General features: G+C 63.2%; 21 protein-coding genes. 12 read left to right on the plus strand and 9 right to left on the minus strand.

All coding sequences use genetic code 11. The features are described from left to right. Positions 1-41 precede the first annotated feature (41 nt). From typA to dtd, 4 genes are all read left to right on the plus strand, one after another. The gene (gene typA / locus C2U40_RS23980) at positions 42-1,853 is read left to right on the plus strand and encodes a translational GTPase TypA (protein ID WP_011704285.1); all 1,812 of its coding nucleotides are present in this window, start codon (positions 42-44) and stop codon (positions 1,851-1,853) included. Positions 1,854-1,999: 146 nt separating this feature from the next. After that, a complete protein-coding gene (locus C2U40_RS23985) occupies positions 2,000-3,202 on the plus strand; it encodes an ISL3-like element ISAeme19 family transposase (RefSeq protein WP_081000878.1) in 1,203 nt (400 codons plus the stop codon). A gap of 136 nt (positions 3,203-3,338) precedes the next feature. Further along, on the plus strand, positions 3,339-4,211 hold the full coding sequence (locus C2U40_RS23990) for a virulence factor BrkB family protein (protein ID WP_011704286.1): 873 nt from the start codon (positions 3,339-3,341) through the stop codon (positions 4,209-4,211). 80 nt (positions 4,212-4,291) lie between these two features. Further along, positions 4,292-4,729: a D-aminoacyl-tRNA deacylase gene (dtd, locus tag C2U40_RS23995; protein ID WP_103828651.1), complete on the plus strand. Its 438-nt coding sequence runs from the start codon at positions 4,292-4,294 to the stop codon at positions 4,727-4,729. On the opposite strand, the gene C2U40_RS24000 is transcribed toward dtd, so the two are convergent. Continuing rightward, positions 4,718-5,395, minus strand: coding sequence for a spermidine synthase (locus C2U40_RS24000; protein WP_181014910.1), 678 nt, complete (start codon positions 5,393-5,395; stop codon positions 4,718-4,720). The genes dtd and C2U40_RS24000 overlap by 12 nt on opposite strands. 173 nt (positions 5,396-5,568) lie before the next feature. Between C2U40_RS24000 and C2U40_RS24005 the strand changes: the two genes are divergently transcribed. Further along, positions 5,569-6,477, plus strand: coding sequence for a bifunctional GNAT family N-acetyltransferase/hotdog fold thioesterase (locus C2U40_RS24005; RefSeq protein ID WP_103828653.1), 909 nt, complete (start codon positions 5,569-5,571; stop codon positions 6,475-6,477). A 62-nt stretch (positions 6,478-6,539) separates the two neighbouring features. On the opposite strand, the gene C2U40_RS24010 is transcribed toward C2U40_RS24005, so the two are convergent. The 4 genes from C2U40_RS24010 to gntU all read right to left on the minus strand — a co-directional run bounded on the left by C2U40_RS24010 (position 6,540) and on the right by gntU (position 13,750). After that, a complete protein-coding gene (locus tag C2U40_RS24010; RefSeq protein WP_103828654.1) occupies positions 6,540-8,606 on the minus strand; it encodes an AsmA-like C-terminal region-containing protein in 2,067 nt (688 codons plus the stop codon). Positions 8,607-8,664: 58 nt separating this feature from the next. Then, positions 8,665-10,734: an ATP-dependent DNA helicase RecG gene (gene recG / locus C2U40_RS24015; RefSeq protein ID WP_039215264.1), complete on the minus strand. Its 2,070-nt coding sequence runs from the start codon at positions 10,732-10,734 to the stop codon at positions 8,665-8,667. A gap of 179 nt (positions 10,735-10,913) precedes the next feature. After that, positions 10,914-12,263, minus strand: a complete 1,350-nt coding sequence (gene pssA, locus C2U40_RS24020) for a CDP-diacylglycerol--serine O-phosphatidyltransferase (RefSeq protein WP_181014911.1) — start codon at positions 12,261-12,263, stop codon at positions 10,914-10,916. A 146-nt stretch (positions 12,264-12,409) separates the two neighbouring features. Further along, positions 12,410-13,750, minus strand: a complete 1,341-nt coding sequence (gene gntU, locus C2U40_RS24025) for a gluconate transporter (RefSeq protein ID WP_103828656.1) — start codon at positions 13,748-13,750, stop codon at positions 12,410-12,412. A 245-nt stretch (positions 13,751-13,995) separates the two neighbouring features. Here gntU and C2U40_RS24030 point away from each other — a divergent pair, with 245 nt between their 5' ends. Genes C2U40_RS24030 through C2U40_RS24040 form a run of 3 tightly spaced genes read left to right on the plus strand, consistent with a single transcriptional unit; the run spans position 13,996 to position 16,949 of the window. Beyond that, the gene (locus C2U40_RS24030; protein ID WP_005307862.1) at positions 13,996-14,505 is read left to right on the plus strand and encodes a gluconokinase; all 510 of its coding nucleotides are present in this window, start codon (positions 13,996-13,998) and stop codon (positions 14,503-14,505) included. Continuing rightward, positions 14,502-16,298 carry a phosphogluconate dehydratase gene (edd, locus tag C2U40_RS24035; protein WP_103828657.1) on the plus strand — a complete coding sequence of 599 codons (1,797 nt, stop codon included), beginning with the start codon at positions 14,502-14,504 and terminating at the stop codon, positions 16,296-16,298. The genes C2U40_RS24030 and edd overlap by 4 nt, the downstream gene beginning before the upstream one ends. A 9-nt stretch (positions 16,299-16,307) precedes the next feature. Next, a complete protein-coding gene (locus C2U40_RS24040) occupies positions 16,308-16,949 on the plus strand; it encodes a bifunctional 4-hydroxy-2-oxoglutarate aldolase/2-dehydro-3-deoxy-phosphogluconate aldolase (RefSeq protein ID WP_103828658.1) in 642 nt (213 codons plus the stop codon). A 97-nt stretch (positions 16,950-17,046) separates the two neighbouring features. Here C2U40_RS24040 and C2U40_RS24045 read toward each other — a convergent pair whose 3' ends face one another. Beyond that, on the minus strand, positions 17,047-18,054 hold the full coding sequence (locus tag C2U40_RS24045; protein ID WP_103828659.1) for a substrate-binding domain-containing protein: 1,008 nt from the start codon (positions 18,052-18,054) through the stop codon (positions 17,047-17,049). A 90-nt stretch (positions 18,055-18,144) separates the two neighbouring features. On the opposite strand from C2U40_RS24045, the gene C2U40_RS24050 reads away from it, so the two are divergent. Continuing rightward, entirely contained in the window at positions 18,145-18,795 is a 651-nt protein-coding gene (locus tag C2U40_RS24050) for a Qnr family pentapeptide repeat protein (protein WP_103828660.1), read from the plus strand. A 121-nt stretch (positions 18,796-18,916) separates the two neighbouring features. Here C2U40_RS24050 and C2U40_RS24055 read toward each other — a convergent pair whose 3' ends face one another. Next, entirely contained in the window at positions 18,917-20,266 is a 1,350-nt protein-coding gene (locus tag C2U40_RS24055) for a peptidoglycan DD-metalloendopeptidase family protein (RefSeq protein ID WP_103828661.1), read from the minus strand. Between the two features lie 9 nt (positions 20,267-20,275). Beyond that, complete coding sequence (gpmM, locus tag C2U40_RS24060; protein ID WP_041217283.1) at positions 20,276-21,805, minus strand: 2,3-bisphosphoglycerate-independent phosphoglycerate mutase; 1,530 nt, start codon at positions 21,803-21,805, stop codon at positions 20,276-20,278. Positions 21,806-22,130: 325 nt separating this feature from the next. On the opposite strand from gpmM, the gene C2U40_RS24065 reads away from it, so the two are divergent. The 3 genes from C2U40_RS24065 to gpsA are packed head-to-tail and all read left to right on the plus strand — an operon-like array spanning position 22,131 to position 24,087. Next, a complete protein-coding gene (locus C2U40_RS24065) occupies positions 22,131-22,562 on the plus strand; it encodes a rhodanese-like domain-containing protein (RefSeq protein WP_005307875.1) in 432 nt (143 codons plus the stop codon). A gap of 47 nt (positions 22,563-22,609) precedes the next feature. After that, the gene (gene secB, locus C2U40_RS24070) at positions 22,610-23,080 is read left to right on the plus strand and encodes a protein-export chaperone SecB (protein ID WP_011704300.1); all 471 of its coding nucleotides are present in this window, start codon (positions 22,610-22,612) and stop codon (positions 23,078-23,080) included. A 2-nt stretch (positions 23,081-23,082) separates the two neighbouring features. After that, positions 23,083-24,087 (plus strand): NAD(P)H-dependent glycerol-3-phosphate dehydrogenase, encoded by a 1,005-nt coding sequence (gene gpsA / locus C2U40_RS24075; RefSeq protein ID WP_011704301.1) that lies wholly within the window; start codon positions 23,083-23,085, stop codon positions 24,085-24,087. Between the two features lie 70 nt (positions 24,088-24,157). Here gpsA and nfuA read toward each other — a convergent pair whose 3' ends face one another. After that, positions 24,158-24,736: a Fe-S biogenesis protein NfuA gene (gene nfuA / locus C2U40_RS24080; protein ID WP_103828662.1), complete on the minus strand. Its 579-nt coding sequence runs from the start codon at positions 24,734-24,736 to the stop codon at positions 24,158-24,160. Between the last annotated feature and the right edge of the window lie 66 nt (positions 24,737-24,802).

Here is a 24,802-nt window from a genome sequence, read left to right on the forward strand (position 1 = left end):
GTACAATTAGCGCCCAATTTTACCCGGTGATTGAGGCGAGAATGTTAGAGAATTTACGCAATATTGCGATTATTGCGCACGTTGACCACGGCAAAACGACTCTGGTTGATAAGCTGCTGCAGCAGTCCGGCACCCTGGACCGCTCCACGGAAGGCCAGGAACGGATCATGGACTCCAATGATCTGGAACGGGAACGTGGCATCACCATTCTCGCCAAGAACACTGCGATCCGCTGGAACGACTACCGCATCAACATCGTTGATACCCCGGGTCACGCCGACTTCGGTGGTGAGGTAGAGCGCGTACTGTCCATGGTTGACTCCGTGCTGCTGCTGGTTGACGCCGTTGACGGCCCGATGCCGCAAACCCGTTTCGTGACCCAGAAGGCATTCGCCCAGGGTCTGAAGCCGATCGTGGTCATCAACAAGATCGACCGTCCGGGTGCTCGTCCTGACTGGGTAATGGATCAGGTATTCGATCTGTTTGACAACCTGGGTGCCACCGACGAACAGCTGGACTTCAAAGTTGTTTACGCCTCTGCACTGAACGGTTGGGCCACCATGGATCAGGACGTTGAGTCCGATAACATGGAACCCCTGTTCCAGGCCATCGTCGACAACGTGGAAGCGCCCAAGGCTGATGCCGACGGTGGTTTCCAGATGCAGATCTCCCAGCTGGACTACAACTCCTATGTTGGCGTCATCGGCATCGGTCGCATCACCCGTGGTCGTGTCAAGACCAACCAGCAGGTCACCATCGTCGGTGCCGACGGCAAGTCCCGTACCGGCAAGGTCGGTCAGGTGCTGGGTTATCTGGGTCTGTCCCGTACCGAAGTGGCCGATGCGCAAGCTGGCGACATCATCGCCATCACCGGTCTGGGCGAGCTGAAGATCTCCGACACCATCTGTGACAACGGCGCCGTTGAAGCGCTGCCGCCGCTCTCCGTTGACGAGCCGACCGTGAACATGACCTTCCAGGTCAACACCTCACCGTTCGCCGGCAAAGAGGGCAAGTTCGTGACCTCCCGCAACATCCTGGAGCGTCTGAACCAGGAGCTGGTCCACAACGTGGCCCTGCGCGTGGAAGAGACCGATGATCCGGACAAGTTCCGTGTCTCCGGCCGTGGTGAACTGCACCTGTCCATCCTGATCGAAAACATGCGTCGCGAAGGTTACGAGCTGGCGGTATCCCGTCCGGAAGTTATCCTGCGCACCGTAGACGGCGTTCTGCAAGAACCGTTCGAAACCGTAACCGTGGACGTGGAAGAAGCACACCAGGGTTCCGTGATGGAGCAACTCGGCCTGCGTAAGGGCGAGATGACCAACATGACCCCGGATGGAAAAGGCCGTGTTCGCCTTGACTTCATGATCCCGAGCCGTGGCCTGATCGGCTTCCAGACCGAGTTCATGACCCTGACTTCCGGTACCGGTCTGCTGTACCACACCTTCGACCACTACGGTCCGCACAAGGGTGGCAGCATCGGCGAGCGTCAGAACGGCGTGCTGATCTCCAACGCCACCGGCAAGGCGCTGACCTATGCCCTGTTCGGTCTGCAAGACCGCGGTCGTCTGTTCATCGGTCACGCGACCGAAGTGTACGAAGGCCAGGTGATCGGTATTCACTCCCGTTCCAACGACCTGACCGTGAACTGCCTGAAGGGCAAGCAGCTGACCAACATGCGTGCCTCCGGTACCGACGAAGCCCAGGTGCTGACTCCGCCGATCCGCATGTCGCTGGAACAGGCTCTGGAGTTCATCGACAACGACGAACTGGTTGAAGTCACTCCGAAGAGCATCCGTATCCGCAAGAAACTGCTGACCGAGATGGATCGCAAGCGCGCCGGTCGTGCTTGATATCTGTTCATCGACAGACAGAGAGAGGCCTTCGGGCCTCTTTTTTTAGGTTCTTCGCGGGATCTTGGGGAAGTGGAAGTTGACAGACAGGGTGCTGGTAAACTGGCTGTCTCCAAACACACCACCACCATCACCCTGCTGTCGCCGTGCATCATATTGATATTGCCTCCTTCTGGCCAGGTTATACCGTCATCGCCCAAGCGCTTTCTGCCAACCATCACACCCTGTTTACCCTTGAGCCTCGCGCCGACTTCTTGCCCCGTTGTCGCCGATGCCTGCAACCCACGCCATTGATCCACGACCAACGTATCCGCCGGGTGCGTGAGCGAGACCTATTTGACCGACAAGTCTGGTTACAACTGCCTGTTCGCCGCGTCGACTGTCTGCGCTGTGGTCGCGTCAGTGAACATATCGACTGGCTCCCCTCTGGCTCCCGCCTCACCCGGCGCATGCAGTGCTGGATTGAAGCGCTCGTTCAGTACCTCCCCATCCGCCATGTCAGCCAGCTCACCGGGGTCGGTTGGCACACCATCAAGGAGATCGACAAGCGCCGTTTGCAGACCAGTGTGGGCACCATCGAACTTGGGGAGGTGCGGCGGCTGGTGATGGATGAGTTTGCCCTGCACAAGGGACACCGCTATGCCACCGTGATCATGGATGCCGAGCGAACCCGCGTCCTGTGGGTGGGGCACGGCAACAGCCGGGCCGCTATCCGTCCCTTCTTCGAGCAGCTCGGCGAGCGATGCCAGCAGATTGAAGCGGTGGCGATGGACATGAACACGGCGTTCGACCTGGAGGTGAAGCAACACTGCCCGCAGGCGGAGGTGGTCTACGACCTGTTCCACGTGGTGGCTCGCTATGGCCGAGAGGTGGTGGACCGGGTGCGAGTGGAGCAGGCGAATGCACTGAAAAGCGATAAACCGGCGCGAAAAGTGGTCAAAAGTGCGCGTTGGTTGCTGCTACGTAATCGGGCGAAGTTGAGTGAAAAACAGGATGTGAAGTTGCAGGAGCTGTTGGCGGCGAATCAACCGCTGGCGATGGTGTACGTGCTGAAAGAGGGGTTGAAGGGCATCTGGTATGCGCCGAGCGTGTGGGAAGGATGGCGACGATGGCGGAGCTGGATGCGGCAGGTGAAGGAAAGCGGGCTAGCGCCGCTGCAACGATTTGGTCGAAATTTATCGAAATATATGCGGGGGATCCTGGCGAGTGCAAACTACCCGATGCACACGAGTGTGCTGGAAGGGGTGAACAACAAGATCAAAGTGATAAAGCGTATGGCATATGGATTTAGGGACTCAGAATACTTTTTTCTGAAAATCAAGGCGGCCTTCCCCGGAAAGCCGCGATGAACCTTTTTTTATGCCTGCTCGCAGCGGGCAGGCGATTGCAGGTGCCGGTGCGAGTCGCACCCGGCCGGCCCACGGGTGGTCAAATGACCATGCTATCTGACACAATGTCTGCACTATGAAGACGTTGGGAGCGACAATGCAGCAGAAATTCGGCGGCCGTCTTGGCCATGCCCTCTCTTTTTTACGCCACGATGGTGGCCACTTCGCCCAGTTCGTCTGGGGCCGTTTCCAGCAGGACAGGCTGACGGTCACCGCCGGCTATCTGGCCTATGTGACCCTGCTCTCCCTGGTGCCCATGATCGCCGTGGTATTCGGCATGATGTCGGCCTTTCCGGTGTTTCAGAGCCTGAAGCAGGCGATGGAGCAGTTCGTCTATCACAACTTCGTGCCTACCGCCGGCGAGATGCTCAAGGAGTACATCGACGGCTTCGTGGCCAACGCCACCAACACCACGGCAGTCGGCATCGGCGCCCTGATCGTGGTGGCGCTGATGCTGATCTCGGCCATCGACAAGAACCTCAACTACATCTGGCGTTCCACCCAGAGCCGGCCGCTGGCGCAGGCATTCGCCATGTACTGGATGATCCTGACGCTGGGGCCGGTGCTCATCGGGGCCAGCATCGCCATCTCCTCCTACATTTTCTCGCTGCGGCTGTTCGGGGCCGAGAGCCTGTTCGGCATCGGCTATCTGTTGCTGCGGGGCCTGCCGTTCCTGTTCTCGGTACTGACCTTCCTGCTGGTCTATACCGTGGTACCCAACTGCAAGGTGCGGCTGATGCACGCCTTCATCGGCGCGCTGGTGGCGGCCACCCTGTTCGAGCTGGCCAAGCGCGGCTTTGCCATCTACATCACCAACTTCCCCTCCTATCAGGCCATCTATGGCGCGCTGGCGACCATCCCCATCCTGTTTGTCTGGGTCTACCTGAGCTGGCTGGTGGTCTTGCTTGGTGCGGAAACCACCGCCTGCCTCGGCGAATATGAGCGACCGGGTGCCGATGAGTTGGCCTGATCCGGCCTCTTGCTGTTAGCATCGACGACCGCCCCCACCAGTAGATGGGGGCGGTCGTTTCGTTTTGAGAGGAGAGGGATGTGATTGCACTGATTCAGCGGGTCAGCGAGGCCAGCGTAACGGTAGAGGGCGAGGTGACCGGGGCCATCGGTCAGGGTCTGCTGGTGTTGCTCGGGGTGGAGCAAGGGGATGACGAGGCCAAGGCCGACAAGCTGCTGCACAAGGTGAGCGGTTACCGCATCTTCTCCGATGAGAATGGCAAGATGAACCTCAACGTAAGCCAGGCCGGCGGCAGCCTGCTGGTGGTCTCCCAGTTCACCCTGGCAGCGGATACCAACAAAGGGATGAGGCCCAGCTTCTCCGGCGGCGCCCATCCGGCCGAGGCCGAGCGGCTGTATGACTATTTCGTGGCGCAGGCCGCTGTCAGCGGCACCCCGACCGCCACTGGCCGCTTCGCCGCCGACATGAAGGTGGCGCTGGTCAACGACGGCCCGGTCACCTTCTGGCTACAGGTCTGACGCCAGCTCGTAGCGGGGGGCCGTGTGCAGCAGGACATTGCGCAGCCCCGGCACCGGGTAGGGGGTGGTGGGGCCGACCCACTGCTCCAGCAGCATCAGCACCCGGGTCAGCTCGAGACGGGTGCGTGGCAGCAGGTTGATGATGAGCTCGCCGTTCAGGCGGGGGGCCAGCGCCTGATAGATCCGCTCCTGGAACAGCAGCGGCGGATTGCCGTCCTGGCTGAACAGGTCGAGCAGGATGAGGTCGTACTGCGCCTCGCTCTGCTCCAGAAAGGCGAGGGCATCGGCCTGGTGCAGGGTTGGCGTACGCTGCGGGTGTTGGTCGGGCTGAAAGAAAAGCTGATAGAGGGTGATCACCTCTTCATCGAGGTCGACGCACTCGTGACGGGCATCTGGCCAGCGTTGGTGCAGATGGCGGGTGAGATCGCCGCCCCCCAACCCCAGCTCGAGGATGCTGTCGGCCTGCTCGGGCAGCAGACAGGCGATCACCTGCTGGTGCGGCAGGCAGAGGGTGGCGGGTTCGGCCAGGGACATGGCCGACTGCACCACGCCGTCGATCTCCAACCAGCGATGATGGGCATTTTCCTGTACGGTGAGCCGGCGCTGGGGCTTGGCGCTGAGGTGCAATAAGTGGTCGGCTTGGTACGCTTGCAGATTGAAGTCCATGAATTTGCACGGCAAGATGGTTTTCGACCAGTGTAACTCAAGGATGGAACTATGTACCGGGTGGTCACCCCCCAGACGGCAGCCGAACCGGATGCCCATTATCAGTTGAGGTGGGAGGCATGGGGACGCAAGCCCTTCCGTCTGTCCGTCGGCGCTAACTCAAGGATCGCTTTATGTACCGGGTAGTCACTCCTCAAACGGCCGCCGAGCTGGACTCTTACTACCAGTTACGCTGGGAACTACTGCGTAAACCCTTCAATCTGCCCGTCGGTTCCGAGCGGGATGAATACGATACCGTCGCCATTCACCGGCTGATGCTGGCCCCCGACGACACGCCCATCGCGGTGGGGCGGCTGTTTGTCGGCGGTGACGAGGCCCAGATCCGCTTCATGGCGCTGCGCCCCGAATTTCGAGGTCAGGGGCTGGGTGCCCGCATGGTGGAAGATCTCGAGCAGCTGGCCCGCAGCGAGAAGGTGAAGCGGCTGGTGATGAATGCCCGCCAGGAGGCGGTGGAGTTCTACCGCAAGTGCGGCTTTCTGGAGGTGGGGGAAGGCCCTGTCTCCTTCGGCCGCATTCCGCACCGCCAGATGATCAAGTCCCTGAGCCCGCTACAGACCATCCAGTACCGGCCGGAGTGGTGTCAGGACCTCACCACCCGCTGGTCGCGCGGCATTCCCATCAGCGAGAAGATGGGGGTGCACATCACCCACTACGATGGCCAGACCTTCCACCTCAAGGCCAATCTGGCGGCCAATCTCAACGTGCACGACACCATGTTCGCCGGCAGCATCTACAGCCAGTGCGTGCTGGCGGGTTGGGGCCTGATCTGGCTGCAACTCAAGGAGGCGGGGCTGGTGGGGGATACAGTGCTGGCGGAGGGCAACATCAAGTACTACCGGCCGGTCAAGGAGGAGCCGGAGGCGCGGGTGGCGCGCGAAGGCATGCCCGCCGTGCTCGAGCCACTTAAGGCCGGCGAATCCGCCAAGTTCAGCCTCAAGATCAAACTGTTCAGCGGCGACAAGCTGGCAGCCGAGTTCCTCGGTCACTACGTGGTGCAGCCGGTGAAGCGGCCGGGCCAGTAGCGGCGCGCTGGCTCCCATCAAGCAACAAGGCCTCATCGCGAGGCCTTGTTGTTTTCTATCGGCTAGCCGTTGGCCGCCTGTGCGGCCGGGGCCTTCGGCGCCGGTCGCCAGAGCGGACTGCTGTTGCCCTGGGGTGGGTAGCGTACGCCGGTCTCCCAGCCGCAGCCGTTTGGTTTTTGCTGGAAGCCCCAGCTGAGCGTCGGTTCGGCGAGCGGCCCGCGCCACTGGCCGAGCAGCTCGGCGCAGTTCTGGCCGTTGAGGACGCCCAGATCCAGCTGCCACTGCTCATTGACCAGATCGACGCTGCCCTGCACCCCCAGCAGGTGAGTGATGGTGGAAGCGCCGGCCTGCTCGATCTTCAGCTGGCCCTGTGCCACCTTGCCCTGCAGCTTGATGCGATAGAAGGGGGTGTCGCCCTCCTGCATCGCCTGCCAGAGCTCGGCCGGGGTGAGGGTTGGGGCCGCCGCCTGCTTGAACCACTGATCCAGCAGCGGATCTATCTTCACCTTGTCCCAGAACGGCTCGGTGGCATCGAGTGCAATGTTCCCCTGCAGGGAGCTGCGCCAGGCGCCCGGAGTGCCACCGTGCAGCGCCTGCAGATCGGCGCTCAGATCCACCTTGCCGGCGAAGGAGACGGGGGAGTGGAGGAGCTTGCCCCACTGCACCAGATCCAGTTTCTCGCCCTTGAGCTGCAACCGGCTGGTCTGGCCCGGCTCGCGTCCCCACTGGCCGCTCAGGCTGAGGCTGCCCTCATCCGGCAGCGAGCTGGTGAGCTTGTTGAGCTGCCAGGAGCCGGCCGTCAGCTCGCCATCCAGCTCGCCGTTGCGGGCGCTGAGGCCGTCCCACACCAGTTCGAACCAGGCGCTCTCGAGCCGGGCCCGGCCCAGCAGCGGGCCCGGCTGGTTGCCGCGCAGGCTGAGATCGGTCAGATAGAACTGCCAGCCGGTCAGCGACAGGGGCAGGGTATCGTCGAAGGAGAGCACCTTGAGCTTGTCGAAGGCCAGCTTGCGGATGTCGATCTGCTGCGGGCGCCAGCGCTGCCAATCCTGCCACCACCCTTCCGGCAGACTGATGTCCATGCCGCTCAGCGCCATGTCTTTGAGGGTCAGCTTCTGCTGCAGGGGATCGAGAGAGAGTTCCAGGTTGAACTCCCCTTCATAGGCCTTGCCCTGCAACTCGGCATCCAGCTGCTGGGGCGAGAAGGCGACCTTGCCCTGGATGGATTCCAGCTGGAACAGGCCGCGGCCGAGATCGCCGAGGGTCCCCGAGAAGTAGCCGCTGGGCGTGCTGCCGGCTTGCCAGTTGAAGGCGGTCAGCTGGCCGTTGAGGTTGTTGAGGGCCAGCTCCTGCTCGATGTCGTTGAAGCTGAGATCCCGGATTTGGCCGAGATCCAGGCTGACCTGGCGCAGGGGGGATTCGGCTTTGGCAAGGGTGCCCCACTCGATGCGCATGCCCTGGGTCTTGAGTTTGTTCAGCCGCAGGCTGCGGGCGGGCCAGTCCAGCACCATGCCGGTTTCGAGCAGACCGTCGAACAGGTTGGCGGTCAGCTTGTCGGTACTCAGCACCTGCCCCTCCAGCCGGCCGGCCAGGTTGAGGCGGGAGAGTGCCCAGGCCGGGGTCGCCAGCTCATTGATGTTGAGGGTCAGGTTGGCCTGGGGTGGGCGCACCGGATTGAGCAGCTGCCAGTCGCTCAGGGTGGCGTTGAGGCCGCGCAGGGTCAGCCCGTCGCTCTCCAGGCTGAGCCGGTCTATGGTGCTGTCGGCGATGGTGAGGGAGTGCACCGGCAGGCTCGGCAGCTGGTTGGGCAACGGCAGCTTGATGGCCGGGCGAATGAGATCGAGATGGGCGATGCGCACGTCCCGGCTCAACCAGTCGATGCTCTCTATCTCGAGATAGATCTTGTCGAGGGTCACGGCGTTGCCGTAACTCACCTGCTCCGCCAGCAGGGTGTAGGGGTGGAGCGGGTTGAACACCAGCCGGCCTATGGTGACCGGCACGCCGGTCTGCTGGCTGAGCCAGCCGGCGATGGACCCCTTGGCCCGCTCGGCGTCGAACAGGCCGAGCCCGACCCAGACAAAGAGCAACAGGAAGGCAAGGGTGTAGAGCAGGCCGCGCAGCCAGGAATTCATAAGCGCTTTCCTCCTGTATTGATTGAGTGATCAGGCGTTGGCAGCGTGATCCCGCAGGTCAGGCATTCGAGTAGTGATCCCGTAGGCCGAGCCAGCGCCGTATCAAGGGTTCGACATGGCTCGGGTGGCGGTCCATCAGGAAGCGCGCCATCTTCTGCACCTGCGGGATGAGCGATTGGTCGCGTACCAGATCGGCGATCTTGAGGTCGGCCAGCCCGGTCTGGCGGGTGCCGAGCAACTCCCCCGGGCCGCGCAGCTCCAGATCCCGCTGGGCGATGAGAAAGCCGTCGTTGGTCTCCCGCAGCACCCCGAGCCGGCTCTGGGCCGTCTTGGACAAGGGGGCATGATAGAGCAGCACGCAGTGGGAGGCCACCGAGCCGCGCCCGACCCGGCCGCGCAGCTGGTGCAGCTGCGCCAGCCCCAGTCGCTCCGGGTTTTCGATGATCATCAGGCTGGCGTTGGGCACGTCCACCCCCACCTCGATGACGGTGGTGGCGACCAGCAGCTGCAGTATGCCCGCCTTGAACTCCTCCATCACCCGCTGTTTCTCGACCGGCCGCATCCGGCCGTGCACCAGCCCGATGTGCAGGCCGGGCAGCAGGTTCTGCAGCTCGGCGGCGGTGTCCTCGGCGGCCTGGCACTCCAGCACCTCCGACTCCTCGATCAGGGTGCAGACCCAGTAGGCCTGCTTGCCCTCTTCGCAGGCCAGTCTGACCCGTTCGATCACGTCCTGGCGGCGGCTGTCGGGCAGCGCCACCGTGGTGATGGGAGTACGGCCCGGTGGCAGCTCGTCGATGATGGAGGTATCGAGGTCGGCATAGGCGGTCATCGCCAGGGTACGGGGGATGGGGGTGGCGGTCATGATCAGCTGATGGGGATGTACCCCTTCCCGCTCCCCTTTTTCCCGCAGTGCGAGCCGCTGATGCACCCCGAATCTGTGTTGTTCATCGATGATGACCAGGGCGAGGCGCTGGAACACCACCTGCTCCTGGAAGATGGCGTGGGTGCCCACCACCATCTTGACGCTGCCATCGGCGATGGCGGCCAGCGCTTCTTCTCGTGCCTTGCCCTTCTGCTTGCCCGCCAGCCAGCCGACTCCGATGCCGAGCGGTTCCAGCCACTTGGCGAAGTTGATGGCGTGCTGCTCGGCCAGCAGCTCGGTCGGCGCCATCAGCCCCACCTGGCAGCCGTTGCCGATGGCCTGCAGGGCGGCCAGCGCCGCGACCAGCGTTTTACCTGAGCCCACGTCCCCCTGCACCAGCCGCATCATGGGGTGGCTCTGTTGCAGATCCCGGCCGATCTCCGCCACCACCCGGTTCTGCGCTCCGGTGGGGGTGAACGGCAGGGCGCCGAGCAGCTGTTCGACCAGTGCCGGGGCCGGCTTGAGGGCGCGGGCCAGCTGGGTTTGTGCCTGGGCCCGCACTTTCAAGACCGAGAGGTTGTGGGCCAGCAGCTCCTCCAGCACCAGCCGCTGCTGGGCCGGGTGCTGGCCGCTCTCGAGCAGGGCCAGCGCCACCGAGGGGGGCGGACGGTGCAGCAGCTTCAGGGCCGCGGCCAGATCGATCTGCTGGGGATAGAGGCCGGCGGGCAGCAGCTCCTCTACCCCGTAGAGGTCGAGCTGGGCCAGCGCCTGATCGGTGAGGCTGCGCAGGGTGAGCTGGCGCAGCCCTTCGGTGGTCGGGTAGACGGGGGTGAGCGCCTCTTCGGTCTGGCCGGCCTGCTCCTCGCCGAGCAGCTTGTACTCGGGGTGGGCCATCTCCAGCCCGTATTTGCCGGGGCGCACCTCGCCGAAGCAGCGCATCAGGCGGCCCGGGCTCAGGCTGTTCTTCTGGGCGGCGGTGAAGTTGAAGAAGCGCAGGGTGAGGGTGCCGGTACCGTCGCTGATGCGGCACACCAGCATGCGGCGACGCCCCATCACCAGCTGAGTGTCCTGGATCTCCCCCTCGACGGCGCCGTGCAGGCCGGGCGGCAGATCGCCGATGGGCCACACCTGGGTGCGGTCCTCGTAGCGCAGGGGGAGGTGGAACAGCAGATCCTGCACCGTGGCCAGTCCCAGCCGCTCGAGCTTTTCCTGCATCTTGCTGCCGACGCCCTTGAGGCTGTCGAGGGAGATTTTATCCAATTTCATCAATTAGATGCCCGAAAACACTGTAAATATGTCCAGATGATAGGGTTTATTGCTGTCTCGACGCAAGCCGCGTCGTACGGTTGGGGCTCGGCTGGTGGGGAGCGGAGCCCCCAATGACAAGGGCCTGCCGATGTGCGGCAGGCCCTTGTGAGGATCCCTGAGGGTGCGATGCGTCCCGGTCAGATGATGCGCTTGAGCAGGATGTGGGCTTTGACCCTGTGGATCCGGGCCAGCAGCTTGCGTACCTGATCCGGGTAGTCCTGGATCTGCTCGATCTGATCGAAGTGGCTGATGCGCTTGGTGTTGGCCAGGATGTTCTCGCGCTCGGCGTTGAACTGGGGCCGCAGCAGGTGACGGCGATCGTAGACCAGCAGACCGTTCTCCAGATCCAGCGCCCAGGCGCGGGGATTGAGGTTGTTGCCGGTGAGCAGGGCCCACTCGTCATCCACGAAGATCCCCTTGAGGTGGTAGGAGTTGCGCTCGCAGCACCAGAGCATCAGGTTGAGACGGCCGGCATCGATGTGATGCTGGTTGCGCTCGGCGAACTTGCGCAGGTTGGTCTCGTACAGATAGGGCAGACCGCCGATGGTGGAGAATTTCTCCTCCGGCGGAATGAAGAAGTCGTTGGCGGTCTTGTCGCCCACCACGATCGTCACCTTGCAGCCGCGCTTGAGCAGGGCCTCGATATCCTTGTTCAACTCCTTGGGCGGGTTGAAGTAGGGGGTGCAGATGAAGATCTCCCGCTCGGTGGCCCGCACCAGAGTACGGATCATCTTGTTGAGCTGGTTGCCACGCTTGCCCAGGCCGCTCATCGGGGTGATGGCCACCTCCTGGCTGTTTACCGGCATGGTGTCGAAGCGGTACTGACCGAGGCGCAGGTTGTGCTTGAAGCGGCGGATCGGCCCCTTCAGCTGCTTGGCGCTGGGGATGTCGATGCGATCCAGCCGCTGCACCGCCTCGCTGCGCAGGAACAGGTCATCCACGTAGTTGACCATGCTGCGGGTCAGCTCCGGGCTGGTGATCTGGTGATAGCGGTCGAAACGGTAGCGATCCTGCTGGTGCAGGTAGATGTCGTTGAGGCTGGCACCGGAGTAGAGCAGGGTGTCATCGAAGATGAAGCCCTTGAGGTGCAGCACCCCGAGCAGCTCACGCCCCTTCACCGGCACGCCGTAGATGGCGATCTGGTGCTCATGGCGAGCGGCCATCTCCTGATACATCAGGTGGTTGCCGCCTTGCTTGCCCTTGCCGATCAGGCCGCGCTGGGCACGGTGGAAGTCGACGAACACCTTGACGTCGAGGGCCGGGTTGCGCTGCTTGGCGGCGTAGAGGGCGGAGAGGATCTCCCGTCCCGCCTCGTCATCCTGCAGATAGAGCGCCACCAGATAGATGCGCTGACGCGCGCTGGCGATGAGCGAAAGGATCCGGCTCTTGAAGTCCTTGGCGCTGTTGAGCACTTCAAACTGGTCTGCGGCGACGGCGATCTGGGGCAGACGCGCCAGCAGCTGTCGATAATGTGCCGATGAATGCATAGAGAAACCTGAAATCACTGCGTTAAGCGTTCCACTCGGAGCGATGGATAGGCGATTCTAGCAATCTCGCCCTGTTAGCCAAAGAAAGAATCGTCATAAAGATGAAAAAGGCCTCACATTGGAGGCCTTTTTCCGCACGGTTGCGATCAGAGGAAGCTGTAGATGATCATCGCCATCACGCCGCCGGTGGTGCCTATGATGGTCTCCATCACGGTCCAGGTCTGCAGGGTCTGCTTCTCGGTGAGGCCGAGGTAGCGGTTGGCCAGCCAGAAGCCGGAGTCATTGACGTGGGAGAGCACGATGGCCCCGCCGCCGATGGCGATGGTGACCGCCGCCAGCTGGGCGCCGTTCAGGCCGAGCGGCTCCAGCATCGGCAGCACCAGACCGCAGGCGGTCAGCATGGCGACGGTGGCGGAACCCTGAATGACCCGCACCGCGGCCGCCAGGATGAAGGCCAGCGCGACGATGGGCAGGCCGGAGTCCGCCAGCATGTTGCCAAGGGCGGCACCCACGCCGGAATCCACCAGGATCTGCTTGAACACGCCACCGGCACCGGTCACCAGGATGATGACGCCGGCTGGCTGGATGGCGCTGTTGCAGACGTTCATCACCTCGTCACGGGACATGCCGCGACGGATCCCCAGCAGGTAGAAGGCGGCCAGACAGGCGACCATGATGGCGGTGAAGGGGTGGCCGATGAACTCCAGCCAGCCGTGCAGGGGTGTGCCGGCCTCGACGAAGCGGCCAACGATGGTCTTGAGACCGATCAGCAGCAGCGGCAGGCCGATGAGACCCATGGCCAGCCCGAAGGAGGGCAGGTTATGGCCGTCGTCGTGGGCGCTGCTCTGGGCGTCGGCCGGCAGCGGCACGTCGACCACCTTGCTGATCAGCTCGCCAAACAGCGGGCCGGCCAGGATCAGGGCCGGAACGGCGGCGATCAGGCCGAACAGGATCATGTAGCCGAAGTCGGCGCCCAGCTGGGATGCCACCAGGATGGGGCCCGGCGCCGGGATCAGGAAGGCCTGGCAGGTGGCGATACCCGCCAGCAGGGCGATGCCGATCTTCACCACGCTGCCGCCACCACGGCGGACGATGGCGAAGGCGACGCCGATCAGCAGCACCACGGCCACGTCGAAGAACAGCGGCAGTGCGCAGACGAAGCCGGTCAGCGCCATGGCCCAGTTGGCGCGCTTGACGCCGAACTTGCCGAGCAGGGTATGGGCCACCCGGTCGAGGGCGCCGGTGACTTCCATCACCTTGCCGAACATGGCGCCCAGTGCCACCACCACGGCGACGAAGCCGAGGGTGCCGCCCATCCCTTTCTGGATGGTGGCGGCGATGTCGGCCGGGTTCATGCCGGCGGCGAGCCCCGCCACCATGGAGACCAGGATGAGGGAGACGACCGCGTGCAGGCGGGCCTTCATCACCAGAAAGAGCAGCAGCACGATGGAGCCGGCGGCCGTCATGATCAGGGAGAGGTCAGACATTGTTGTGCATTCCTTGTTCCAAGTTCAGTGTCGACACCCTGCCGATCCGTCGGCAGACCATATCTTTATGATTTATTTAGATTTATGGCCAGGGCTCAAACTCGATTGCCCAGGTGACTATGAGTGCGCTCAGTCTGTGGCAGACTTCACAATTCTTGTTGTTACCGGTAACATGTTACCGGTAACGTGCTAAGTTAGAACCCATCGGCAGCACGTTTTTTGAAAAATGAGATAGAGGTCAAACAATGGCGGGTAAGAGCATTATCGTGATGGGTGTATGTGGTAGCGGCAAGTCCAGCGTGGGCCTCAAGGTGGCCAGCGTGCTGGGCGCCAAGTTCATCGACGGTGATGATCTGCACCCCAGGGCCAACATCCAGAAGATGGCCGGCGGCAACCCCCTCAACGACGAGGACCGCGCCCCCTGGCTGGAGCGGATCCGCGACGCGGCCTACAGCCTGGAGCAGAAAAACGAGGTGGGCGTCATCGTCTGCTCGGCCCTCAAGAAGCAGTACCGCGACCAGATCCGTGAAGGTAACGAGTCGGTCAGCTTCCTCTTCCTCGACGGCAGCCAGCCGCTGATCCTCGAGCGGATGCGGGCCCGCAAGGGCCACTTCATGCGCGAAAGCATGGTACAAAGTCAGTTCGATACCCTGGAGCGCCCGGACGGCGAAGCCGGTGTATTCCACATCGATATCGACGGCACCTTCGAACAGGTGGTTGATCGCGCCGTCACAGCATTGGAGCAAGCCCAATGATCCATCAGGTCATTTCCAGCGTCACCGCCCGCATTCGCGAGCGCAGTGCCGCCCGTCGCCAGGCCTTCCTGGCCCGCATCCAGCGTCAGGCCGATCAGGGCAAGACCCGCGCCGCGCTGGCCTGCGGCAACCTGGCCCATGCCGTGGCCGCCTCCAGCTGTGACGAGAAGGGGCGCATCCTCGACATGACCCGTGCCAACGTCGGCATCGTCACCGCCTACAACGACATGCTGAGCGCCCATCAGCCCTATCAGGGCTATCCGGACATCATCAAGGCCGCGCTGGCCGAGCTGGGCCACAGCGCCCAGGTGGCCGGCGGCGTGCCCGCCATGTGCGACGGCGTGACCCAGGGGCAGCCGGGGATGGACATGTCTCTGTTCTCCCGCGATCTGATCGCCCAGGCGACCGCGCTGTCGCTCTCCCACAACACCTTCGACGCCACCCTGCTGCTCGGCATCTGCGACAAGATAGCGCCGGGCCAGATCATGGGGGCGCTCTCCCACGCCCACCTGCCCACCGCCTTCGTGCCAGCCGGCCCGATGGCGAGCGGCATCAGCAATGACGAGAAGGTGAAGGTGCGCCAGCAGTACGCCGCCGGCGAAGTGGGCCGTGACGCCCTGCTGCAGATGGAGTGCGGCGCCTACCACGCGGCGGGCACCTGCACCTTCTACGGCACCGCCAACACCAACCAGCTGGTGTTCGAGGCCATGGGTCTGATGCTGCCCGGCTCCGCCTTCGTCCACCCGCACAGCGAGCTGCGCCGCGCCCTCACCGAGGAGGCGGCCCGCCGCATCAGCGCAATGATCCCGGGTTCCCCGGCCTATCGCCCCCTGAGTGCGGTGATCGACGAGCGCTCGCTGGTCAACGGACTGGTGGCCCTGCTCGCCTCCGGCGGCAGCACCAACCACAGCATCCACATGGTGGCGCTGGCCCGCGCCGCCGGCCTGCACCTGACCTGGGATGACATCAGCGATCTCTCCGACGTGGTGCCGCTGTTGGTACGCATGTACCCGAACGGCCCGGCCGACGTCAACGCCTTCGAACAGGCGGGCGGTGTGCCCGGCCTGATGCGCCGGCTGGCGCAAGAAGGGCTGATCCACCTGGATGCCACTCCGGTGTTTGGCGAGATGCAGGATTACCTCAGCCGTCCGGCACTGGTGGATGGCCAGCTGGTATGGCAGCCGGTGGGCGAGAGCGGTGATGCGAGCGTGTTGTCGCCTTCCGGCAGCGTATTTCAGGCCACCGGCGGCACCAAGCTGCTGGCGGGCAATCTGGGCCGCGCCGTGGTCAAGGTCTCCGCCGTGGCTCCCGAGTATCGCGTCATCGAGGCGCCGGCACGGGTCTTCTCCTCCCAGCATGCGGTGGAGGCGGCCTACAAGGCGGGCGATCTCAATCAGGACGCCGTCATCGTGGTGCGCCACAATGGCCCGGCCGCCAATGGCATGCCGGAGCTGCACAAGCTGATGCCGGTGCTCGGCAACCTGCAAAAGGCGGGTTACAAGGTGGCGCTGGTCACCGATGGCCGCCTCTCCGGCGCCTCCGGCAAGATCCCGGCCGCCATCCACGTCACCCCGGAAGCGCTGCACGGCGGGACCATCGGTCTGCTTGCCGATGGCGACCTGCTGCGGGTGGACGCGGTAAACGGCAGCCTCGACTGCCTGACCAATTTGAGTGGCCGTACCCAGGCCGAGATCGACCTCACTCTGGAACAAGAGGGGTGGGGCCGTGAACTGTTCAGCGTGATGCGTCGCGCGGTATCGAGCGCCGAGTGTGGCGCCACCATTTTTGACTAAGGAAGAGCTATGCAGAACTGGAAAGTGAGCCCGGCCGAGGTGTTTGCCACCTCCCCGCTGGTACCCGTGATGGTCATCAACGAGCTGGAGCAGGCCCTGCCGATGGCCAAGGCGCTGCTGGACGGCGGCATCTCGGTGTTCGAGATCACCCTGCGCACCCCGGTCGCACTGGAGGCCATCGCCCTCATCGCCAAGGCGATGCCGGATGCCATGGTCGGTGCCGGCACCGTGCTCAACTGCGCGCAGTTTGATGCTGCCGTGGCCGCCGGTGCCCGCTTCGTCATCTCCCCGGGGATGACCCCGGCCCTGCTGGCCCACGCGGCCAACAGCACGGCGCCGCTGATCCCGGGCGTGGCCACCCCGTCCGAGGTGATGCAGGCGCTGGAAGCCGGTTACGACCACCTCAAATTCTTCCCGGCCGAAGCGAACGGCGGCACCAAGGCGCTCTCCGCCATCGCCGCGCCGCTGCCCCAGGTGAAGTTCTGTCCCACCGGCGGTATCGGCCCGAAAAACGTGGCCGATTACCTGGCGCTGAAATGCGTGGCCACCGTCGGCGGCTCCTGGATGCTGCCGGCCGAGGCCGTCAAGAACGGCAACTGGGAAGAGGTGACCCGCCTCTCCCGCGAAGCCGTCGCCCTGGTCGCATCCTGATTTGACACCGGCGTGAGCCGGACCTTCCGTTTGCCAAGCAAGCAGGCCACCCTCGGGTGGCCTGCTCTGTTTTGGCTGCATGGTGTGGATCTGGGCCTCAGCCCAGACTGTCCCCCTCGTACAGGGAGAAGCCCATGTCGAGGCGGGTGTCGGCCAGTGGCTGGCCGTTGAGGCGGGCCAGCAGCATGGTGGCGGCCGCACGGCCGATCTCCTTGCGGGGTGTGACGATACTGGCCAGTTTGGGGGTCATGGCGTGGCCGATGTCGAGGGCGTTGCTGCCGGCGATGGCGATCTGCTGGGGCACGGGTATCCACTTGGCCTGACACTGCAGCAGGGCGCCCACCGCCAGGTCATCGTTGGTGCAGAACAGGCCGTCCAGATCGGGATAGCGCACCAGTGCCTGCTCCAGCAGCTGGCCGCCGAGGGTGAAGCTGGAGGATTGCTCGGTCAGCAGGTGCTGGCCGTTCAGGCCGAAATCCTGCATCGCCTGGTAGTAGCCTTCCATCCGCAGCTGGGTGCGCACGTCGAGCCGCGCGCCCAGATAGACCAGCTTGCGTCGGCCCCGGCGCAGCATCTCTGTTACCATGGCCCGGGCGGCTGCCCGGTGATCCATGCCGACCACCATGTCGATGGGGCTCTGCGGCAGATCCATGGTCTCCACCACCGGGATGCCGGCGGTGGCGATCATCTTGCGGGTGCGCTCGGTGTGCTGGCTGTCGGAGAGGATCAGCCCATCCACGTGATAGGAGAGCAGGGAGGCGACCTGCTCCTCTTCCCGCTCCGGGCTGTAGCCGTAGTGGGCCAGCAGGGTCTGGTAGCCGGCGGGCCGGGTCACCGACTCGATGCCGTGCACCACGGCGGAGAAGACCTGGTTGGAGAGGGAGGGGATCAGGATGCCGATCGCCTTGCTGGTGGCATTGGAGAGAATGTCCGGCGCCCGGTTGGGGATGTAGCCGAGCTCCTCTACCGCGGCGGCGATCCGCTCGCGGGTGCCCTCGGCCACGGCCTGCGGGTCGCGCAGGTAGCGGCTGACGGTCATCTTGGTGACCCCGGTCAGGTCGGCTATGTCCTGCAGGGTGGGGCGGCGCTTGCGGGTGTCGTTCATCTCGGGATCCGGCAGAAATGTTACACGTAACATTACCGTTTTTGTTTAACAAAGTCAGCATATGACGCCATCAACAGGGGGAGTCGCGGGATGATCAAGGACAAGTGCTTCGAGGGCGTGCGCTTCGAGCAGCAAGACCTGGAGGGGGAGCAGTTCCAGGGTTGCCGTTTCATCGGCTGCAACTTCTCCTGGCTCGATCTGGCCGAATGCCGCTTCGTCGACTGCAGCTTCTATGACCGGGAGAGCGAGCAGAGCTGTCTGCTGCAGGGTTGCGACCTGCGCGAGGCGAGTTTTCTGCGCTGCGATCTCACCATGGCCGACTGCAGCCAAAGCCAATGTCTGGGGCTGGAGCTGCGCGACTGTCAGGCGCTGGGGATCAACTTCTCCCGCGCCAGCTTTGCCAACCAGATCACCGTAAAGAGCTACTTCTGCGAAGCGCACCTGACCGGCAACAACTTCAGTTACGCCAATTTCGAAGGGTGCCTGCTGGAGCAATGCGAATTGAGCGGCAATCGCTGGCAGGGGGCCAACCTGTTCGGCGCCTCGCTGGCGGGCTCCGATATCAGCGGATCCGAGTTTGGCCAAATAGACTGGGCCAGCGTCAACCTGCAGGGTTGTGACCTGCGCCAGTGCGATCTGCCCGGGCTGGATCTGCGGCGGGTCAATCTGGACGGGGTGCAGATCAACGAAGATCAGCAGCAGGCCTTGCTGGAGCAGATCGGGCTGATCGTCTTCCCCTGAGCCGGCAGGAAAAGAGGTAAGTTTTCGTCATCCGCCGTCTTGCCCGCTGCCGGCGGCGATCAAAAAAGCCTGCATCATGCAGGCTCTTCTGGATGGCAGGTTGGCGGCCGGGTGGCGGTGATCAGCGCTTGGCCAGCCACTTGGTGGGGTTGATCGCCTCGCCCTGATAACGGATCTCGAAGTAGAGGCCGGGTCTGTCCTGGCCGCCGCTGTCGCCGACCAGCGCCACCGGTTCACCCTGTTCCACGTTCTGGCCCACCTGACGCAGCAGCGACTGGTTGTGACCGTAGAGGCTCATGTAGCCGCGGCCGTGATCGATCACCAGCAGCATGCCGAAGCCGTCGAGCCAGTCGGCATAGACCACCTGGCCCGGTGCCACCGCCTTGACCTGGGTGCCTTCACTGGCGCCGATCAGGGTGCCTTTCCACTTCAGTTCGGCGGTGCGCGGCGAGCCGTAGGCGATGAGGATGGGGCCCTGCACCGGCCAGCGCAGGCTGCCGTTGGTCTTGAGTCCGCTGTAATAGCCGGCGCTGCTGATCCCAGAACCCCGCTCGGGTTTGTTGCTGGCCACTTCCTCGGCCGGTTGCTGTTGCTGGGCCGCCTTGTTTTGCTGGGCAGCGAGCCGCTGTTGTTCGGCACGGCGCTGCTCTGCCAGCTTGCGCTGCCGCTCCTGCTCCGCCTTCAGCTTGGCGAGGCGTTCCCGCTCGGCCCGTTCGCGGCGTTCCTGCTCTTCCCGCTGGCGGCGCAGCTCTTCCAGCCGGGCCTTCAAGGTTTTTTCTGCCTTGACCAGCTTGCTCAGCTTCTGTTCGTCATTCTGTACCGATTGCTGCAGCTGGTTGCGCACCTTGGCGCGGCTCTGCTGGCTGGCCAGCAGGCTCTGGTGATGTTGCTGCTGTTCGCTCAGCAGGCTTTGCAGCCGGCTTTCGGTCTCTTTGGTGGCCTGCTGGTTTTTGGCCAGCTTGGTGCGGGTGGCACGCAGCGCCTCGATGGCTTCGATGCGGGCCTTGTTGAGGTAGTCGTAGTAGTCGAGGGAACGGCTCAGTTTGGCCGGATCCTGCTGATTGAGCAGCAGTTTGAGGTAATCGTGGTTGCCGGCGGAGAAGGCGCTCTCGGCCTGCTTGGCCAGCAACTGCTTCTGATGGCTGGCCTGCTGTTCCAGATCCAGCTTGTCCTGTTGCAGCACCACCAGTTTCTGCTGGTTCTCTCTGAGCTGCTGCTTGGTCTGCTCGAGCTTGGCGGCGGCGGCCGAGATAGCCTGCTCATCAGCCTTGAGCTGGGTGTTGAGCTTGGCAAGCTCCTGCTTGCTGAGCTTGATGGTCTGCTGCTGTTCCTTGATCTGGGACTGCATGGCACCGAGCTGCTGGTTGGCAGCCCGTGCCGTGGCCGGCCCGAACGACAGACAAAAAAACAGCGCGCCGGCCAACAGGCCGACGCGACTGGTTTTGGTTGAAATAACTTCGCATCCCCGCATGGGGAAGGATTATTTCAGAATCATCAGGGGCTTGCCAGTCATTTCCGGCGGTACCGGCAGACCCATCAGGGTCAGCATGGTGGGGGCCAGATCGGACAATTTGCCGCCTTCAGCTACCTCGGCCTTGCGACCGAAATAGATGAGCGGAACCGGCAGATTGGTGTGGGCGGTGTGCGCCTGACCGGTCTCTTCGTCCATCATCTTCTCGGCGTTGCCGTGGTCTGCGGTGATCAGGCACTCGCCACCCACTTCGGCCAGCGCCTCGGTGACGCGACCGATGCAGTGGTCGACTGCTTCACAGGCCTTGACCGCGGCGTCGAACACGCCGGTGTGGCCAACCATGTCGCCGTTCGGGTAGTTGCAGATGATGACGTCGTACTTGCCGCTCTTGATGGCGCCGACCAGCTTGTCGGTCAGCTCTTCGGAGCTCATCTCCGGCTGCAGGTCGTAGGTGGCCACTTTCGGGCTGGCGACGATTTCTCGATCTTCGCCAGTGAAGCAGGCCTCTTCGCCACCGTTGAAGAAGAAGGTGACGTGAGCGTACTTCTCGGTTTCGGAGATGCGCAGCTGGGTCTTGCCCTGCTTGGCCAGCCATTCACCCAGGGTGTTGACCAGCGCGGTCGGCGGGTAGGCACAGGCGGTTTTGATGTCGGCCGCGTATTCGGTCAGCATCACGAAGTTCAGCGCCGGGGTGGCGGTGCGGGCGAAGCCGGTGAAGTCGCTGTCGACGAAGGCGCGGGTGATCTCGCGGGCACGGTCGGCACGGAAGTTCATGAAGATCAGCGCATCGCCATCCTGCATGGGGGCGGCGGCACCGATGCGGGTGGCTTTGACGAATTCGTCGTTCTCGTCGCGAGCGTAGGCTGCGGCCAGGGCTTCGCTGGCGCTGTCGGCGGTGAACTCGCCCTTGCCCTGGGTCATCAGGTCATAGGCTTGCTGCACGCGATCCCAGCGGTTGTCGCGGTCCATGGCGTAGTAACGGCCGATCATGGAGGCGAAGCGACCCTTGCCCAGACGGGCGAACAGGGCATCGAACTGCTCGATGGAGGACTGGGCGGAGCGCGGCGGCACGTCACGGCCATCCAGGAAGGCGTGGAAGTAGATCTGCTCGGCGCCACGCTTGGCGGCCATTTCGATCATGCCCATGATGTGCTCTTCGTGGCTGTGCACGCCACCCGGGGACATCAGGCCCATGATGTGTACGGCCTTGCCCTTGGTCACGGCAGCATCGACCGCCTTGGCCAGCTCGACGTTCTGGAAGAAGTCGCCGTCCTGGATGTCTTTGGAGATGCGGGTCAGTTCCTGATAGACGATGCGACCGGCGCCGATGTTGACGTGGCCCACTTCGGAGTTCCCCATCTGACCATCCGGCAGACCCACGTCCAGGCCGGAGCCGGAGATCAGGGTGCTGGTGTAGTCACGGGCGAGACGGTCGAGGTTGGGAGTCTTGGCGGCAGCGACGGCGTTGTGCTCTTGCTTGGTGCTGTAGCCCCAACCGTCCATGATGACCAGAACCAAAGGTTTCTTAGCTGTTGACATAAGGCTATGTCCTCTCGGATAGGAATGAATTGCGGGAAGTGAAACTAGCGTAATATTACTACATCTGCCGAAATAGTCACCTGATAGCCAAGCCCCGTCCGGCGGGGGCCGCACGCTGTTGCCGAGCTGTTTCTTCTTTGTCGCCGGCTTGTCGCACCACTCGACGAATCCTCGCCCTAGCGGGCTGAATGCCACTTTTTATGCCGCCGCTTTCCCCCGTCCCCGTCTGGTGGGAGCCCGCTCCCGCTTTGCCGCCAAGATGGCTGATCTTGGCTGGGTCCCCATGTATACTCGGGCACTTGTCTTGGTCCCTGGATAGTAGAAGATGCAAGAGTATTTGGATTTTGCGGCCCGCAACCCGCTGCTGACCGCAGCTTGGTTCGGCCTGGCAGGCACCCTGGTTTACACCACGGTGCGTGCTCGTTTTTCTCCGGTAAAGTCGGTGAACAACCACACCGCAACCCTGCTGATCAACCGTGAAAACGCCACCGTGGTGGATATTCGCAGTCAGGAAGAGTTTGCCAAGGGCCATCTGGCCGGTGCCCAGCACCTGCCGCTCAGCCAGATCCAGAGCAATAATCTGGGCCCGGTTGAAAAGCATAAAGATGCCCCCATCATAGTGGTGTGCGAGTCGGGGATGACCGCTGGTGGCGCGGGTCGCCAATTGAGCAAAGCCGGCTTCAAGCAGGTGTATGTGCTCAGCGGTGGCATGGCCCAGTGGCGTGCAGAGAATCTGCCGGTGACCAAAAAACGCTGATTTAAGGGCCTGCGCCCACCTATTTTCATAAAAAGGAATCAAACAAAATGGCTGAAGAGATCAACAACCAGGAAGTACAACCGGAATTCCACATCCAGCGCGTCTACACCAAGGACGTCTCCTTCGAAGCGCCGAATACCCCGCACATCTTCCAGAAAGAGTGGCAGCCGGACGTCAAGCTGGACATGGACACCAAGACCAACATCCTGGCCGACAGCGTCTATGAAGTGGTACTGACCCTGACAGTGACCTGCAAGCTGGAAACCGAAACTGCCTTCCTGTGTGAAGTTCAGCAAGCCGGTATCTTCACCATCGGCAACCTGCCGGAGCCGCAACTGGCACATTGCCTGGCTGCCTTCTGCCCGAACATCCTGTTCCCGTATGCCCGCGAAGCGGTGTCCAACCTGGTGAGCAAGGGTTCCTTCCCGCAGCTGAACCTGGCACCGGTCAACTTCGATGCCCTGTTTGCCCAGCACATGGCGCAGGCACAGGCCCAGCAGGCGACTGCGGAAGCCTGATAATGGCCGACCAGATCGCTATCTCGGTCTTGGGGGCGGGGTCTTATGGCTCCGCCCTTGCCATTTCTCTGGCGCGCAACGGTCATCCGACCCTGCTGTGGGGTCACGACCCTGCCCATGTCGCCGAGCTGGAACAAGACCGCTGCAACAAGGCTTTTCTGCCGGATGTCCCTTTTCCTGCCGATCTGCAGCTGACCGCCGATCTGCAACAGGCGGTACAAGCTGCCCCCGTGCTGCTGCTGGTGGTGCCGAGCCATGTGTTCGGTCAGGTACTGGCCCAGGTCAAACCCTTCCTGCGCCCGGATACCCGTATCGCCTGGGCCACCAAGGGGCTGGAGCCGGACAGCGGCCGTCTGCTGCAAGACGTGGCACGCGAGGTGCTGGGTGACGAGATGCCGCTGGCGGTCATCTCCGGCCCCACCTTCGCCAAGGAGCTGGCCGCCGGTCTGCCGACCGCCATCTCGGTGGCATCGACCCACGACGACTTCGCCGACGATCTCTCCCTGCTGCTGCACTGTGGCCGTTCGTTCCGGGTCTATACCAATCCGGACTTCATCGGTCTGCAACTGGGCGGGGCGGTCAAGAACGTCATCGCCATCGGTGCGGGTCTCTCCGACGGGCTGGGTTTTGGCGCCAACGCCAGGACCGCGCTCATCACCCGGGGTCTGGTAGAGATGCAGCGCCTGGGCGCCGCGCTCGGGGCCGACGCCAAGACCTTCATGGGGATGGCGGGGCTCGGGGATCTGGTGCTGACCTGCACCGACAACCAGTCGCGCAACCGTCGCTTCGGGCTGGCCCTCGGGGCCGGCAAGGACGTGAACACCGCCATGGCCGAGATCGGTCAGGTAGTGGAAGGCTATCGCAACACCAAGGAGGTGCATCTGCTGGCGGCCCGCTGTGGCGTCGAGATGCCCATCTGCGAGCAGATCTTCAAGGTGCTGTACGAAGGCAAGAATCCGAAAGAGGCGGCCATCGCCCTGCTGTCGCGAGACAAGAAGGACGAGTGATCCGCTCGCCACAGAATGCAAAAGGCCCCGCCAGCTGGCGGGGCCTTTTCTTTGCTGCAAGAGCAGCAAATCAGTAGTAGGAGTGATCGCCGCGCTGGTGCTCGGTGGCATCCCTGACGCCGTTGAGCTCGCCCGGGAATTTCTCCAGCAGCTGCTTCTCGATCCCCTCTTTCAGGGTGTAGTCGACCATGGAGCAACCGTTGCAACCGCCGCCGAACTGCAGGATGGCCAGCTTGTCCTCGGTCAGCTCGACCAGGGTGACCTTGCCGCCATGACCGGCCAGCATGGGGTTCACCTCGGACATCAACACGTACTCGATACGGTCGATCAGCGGAGCGTCGTCGGCCACTTTGCGCATCTTGGCGTTCGGGGCTTTCAGGGTGAGCTGGGAGCCCATCTGATCGGTGACGAAATCGATGGTGGCATCCACCAGGAAGGGGGCGCTCAGGGGATCGACCAGGCAGTCGAAGCCGCTGAAGGGCAGGTGTTGATCTTCCGGATCGACCGCGTCGGGTGGGCAATATGATACGCCGCACTCGGCATTCTGGGTTCCCGGATTGACCACAAACACCCGGATATTGGTGCCATCAGGCTGTTTTTCCAGCAGTTTACGGAAATGGGCCTGGGCGGTGTCGGAAATGCTGATCATCACTATCCTCATAAACCTGAGTGTACGACTAGGGTATTCATGATAACTCTCTTGGCAAGGCTTGGG

The organism is Aeromonas sp. ASNIH4, assembly GCF_002934425.1.
In the GTDB taxonomy this organism is placed as follows: domain Bacteria; phylum Pseudomonadota; class Gammaproteobacteria; order Enterobacterales; family Aeromonadaceae; genus Aeromonas; species Aeromonas hydrophila.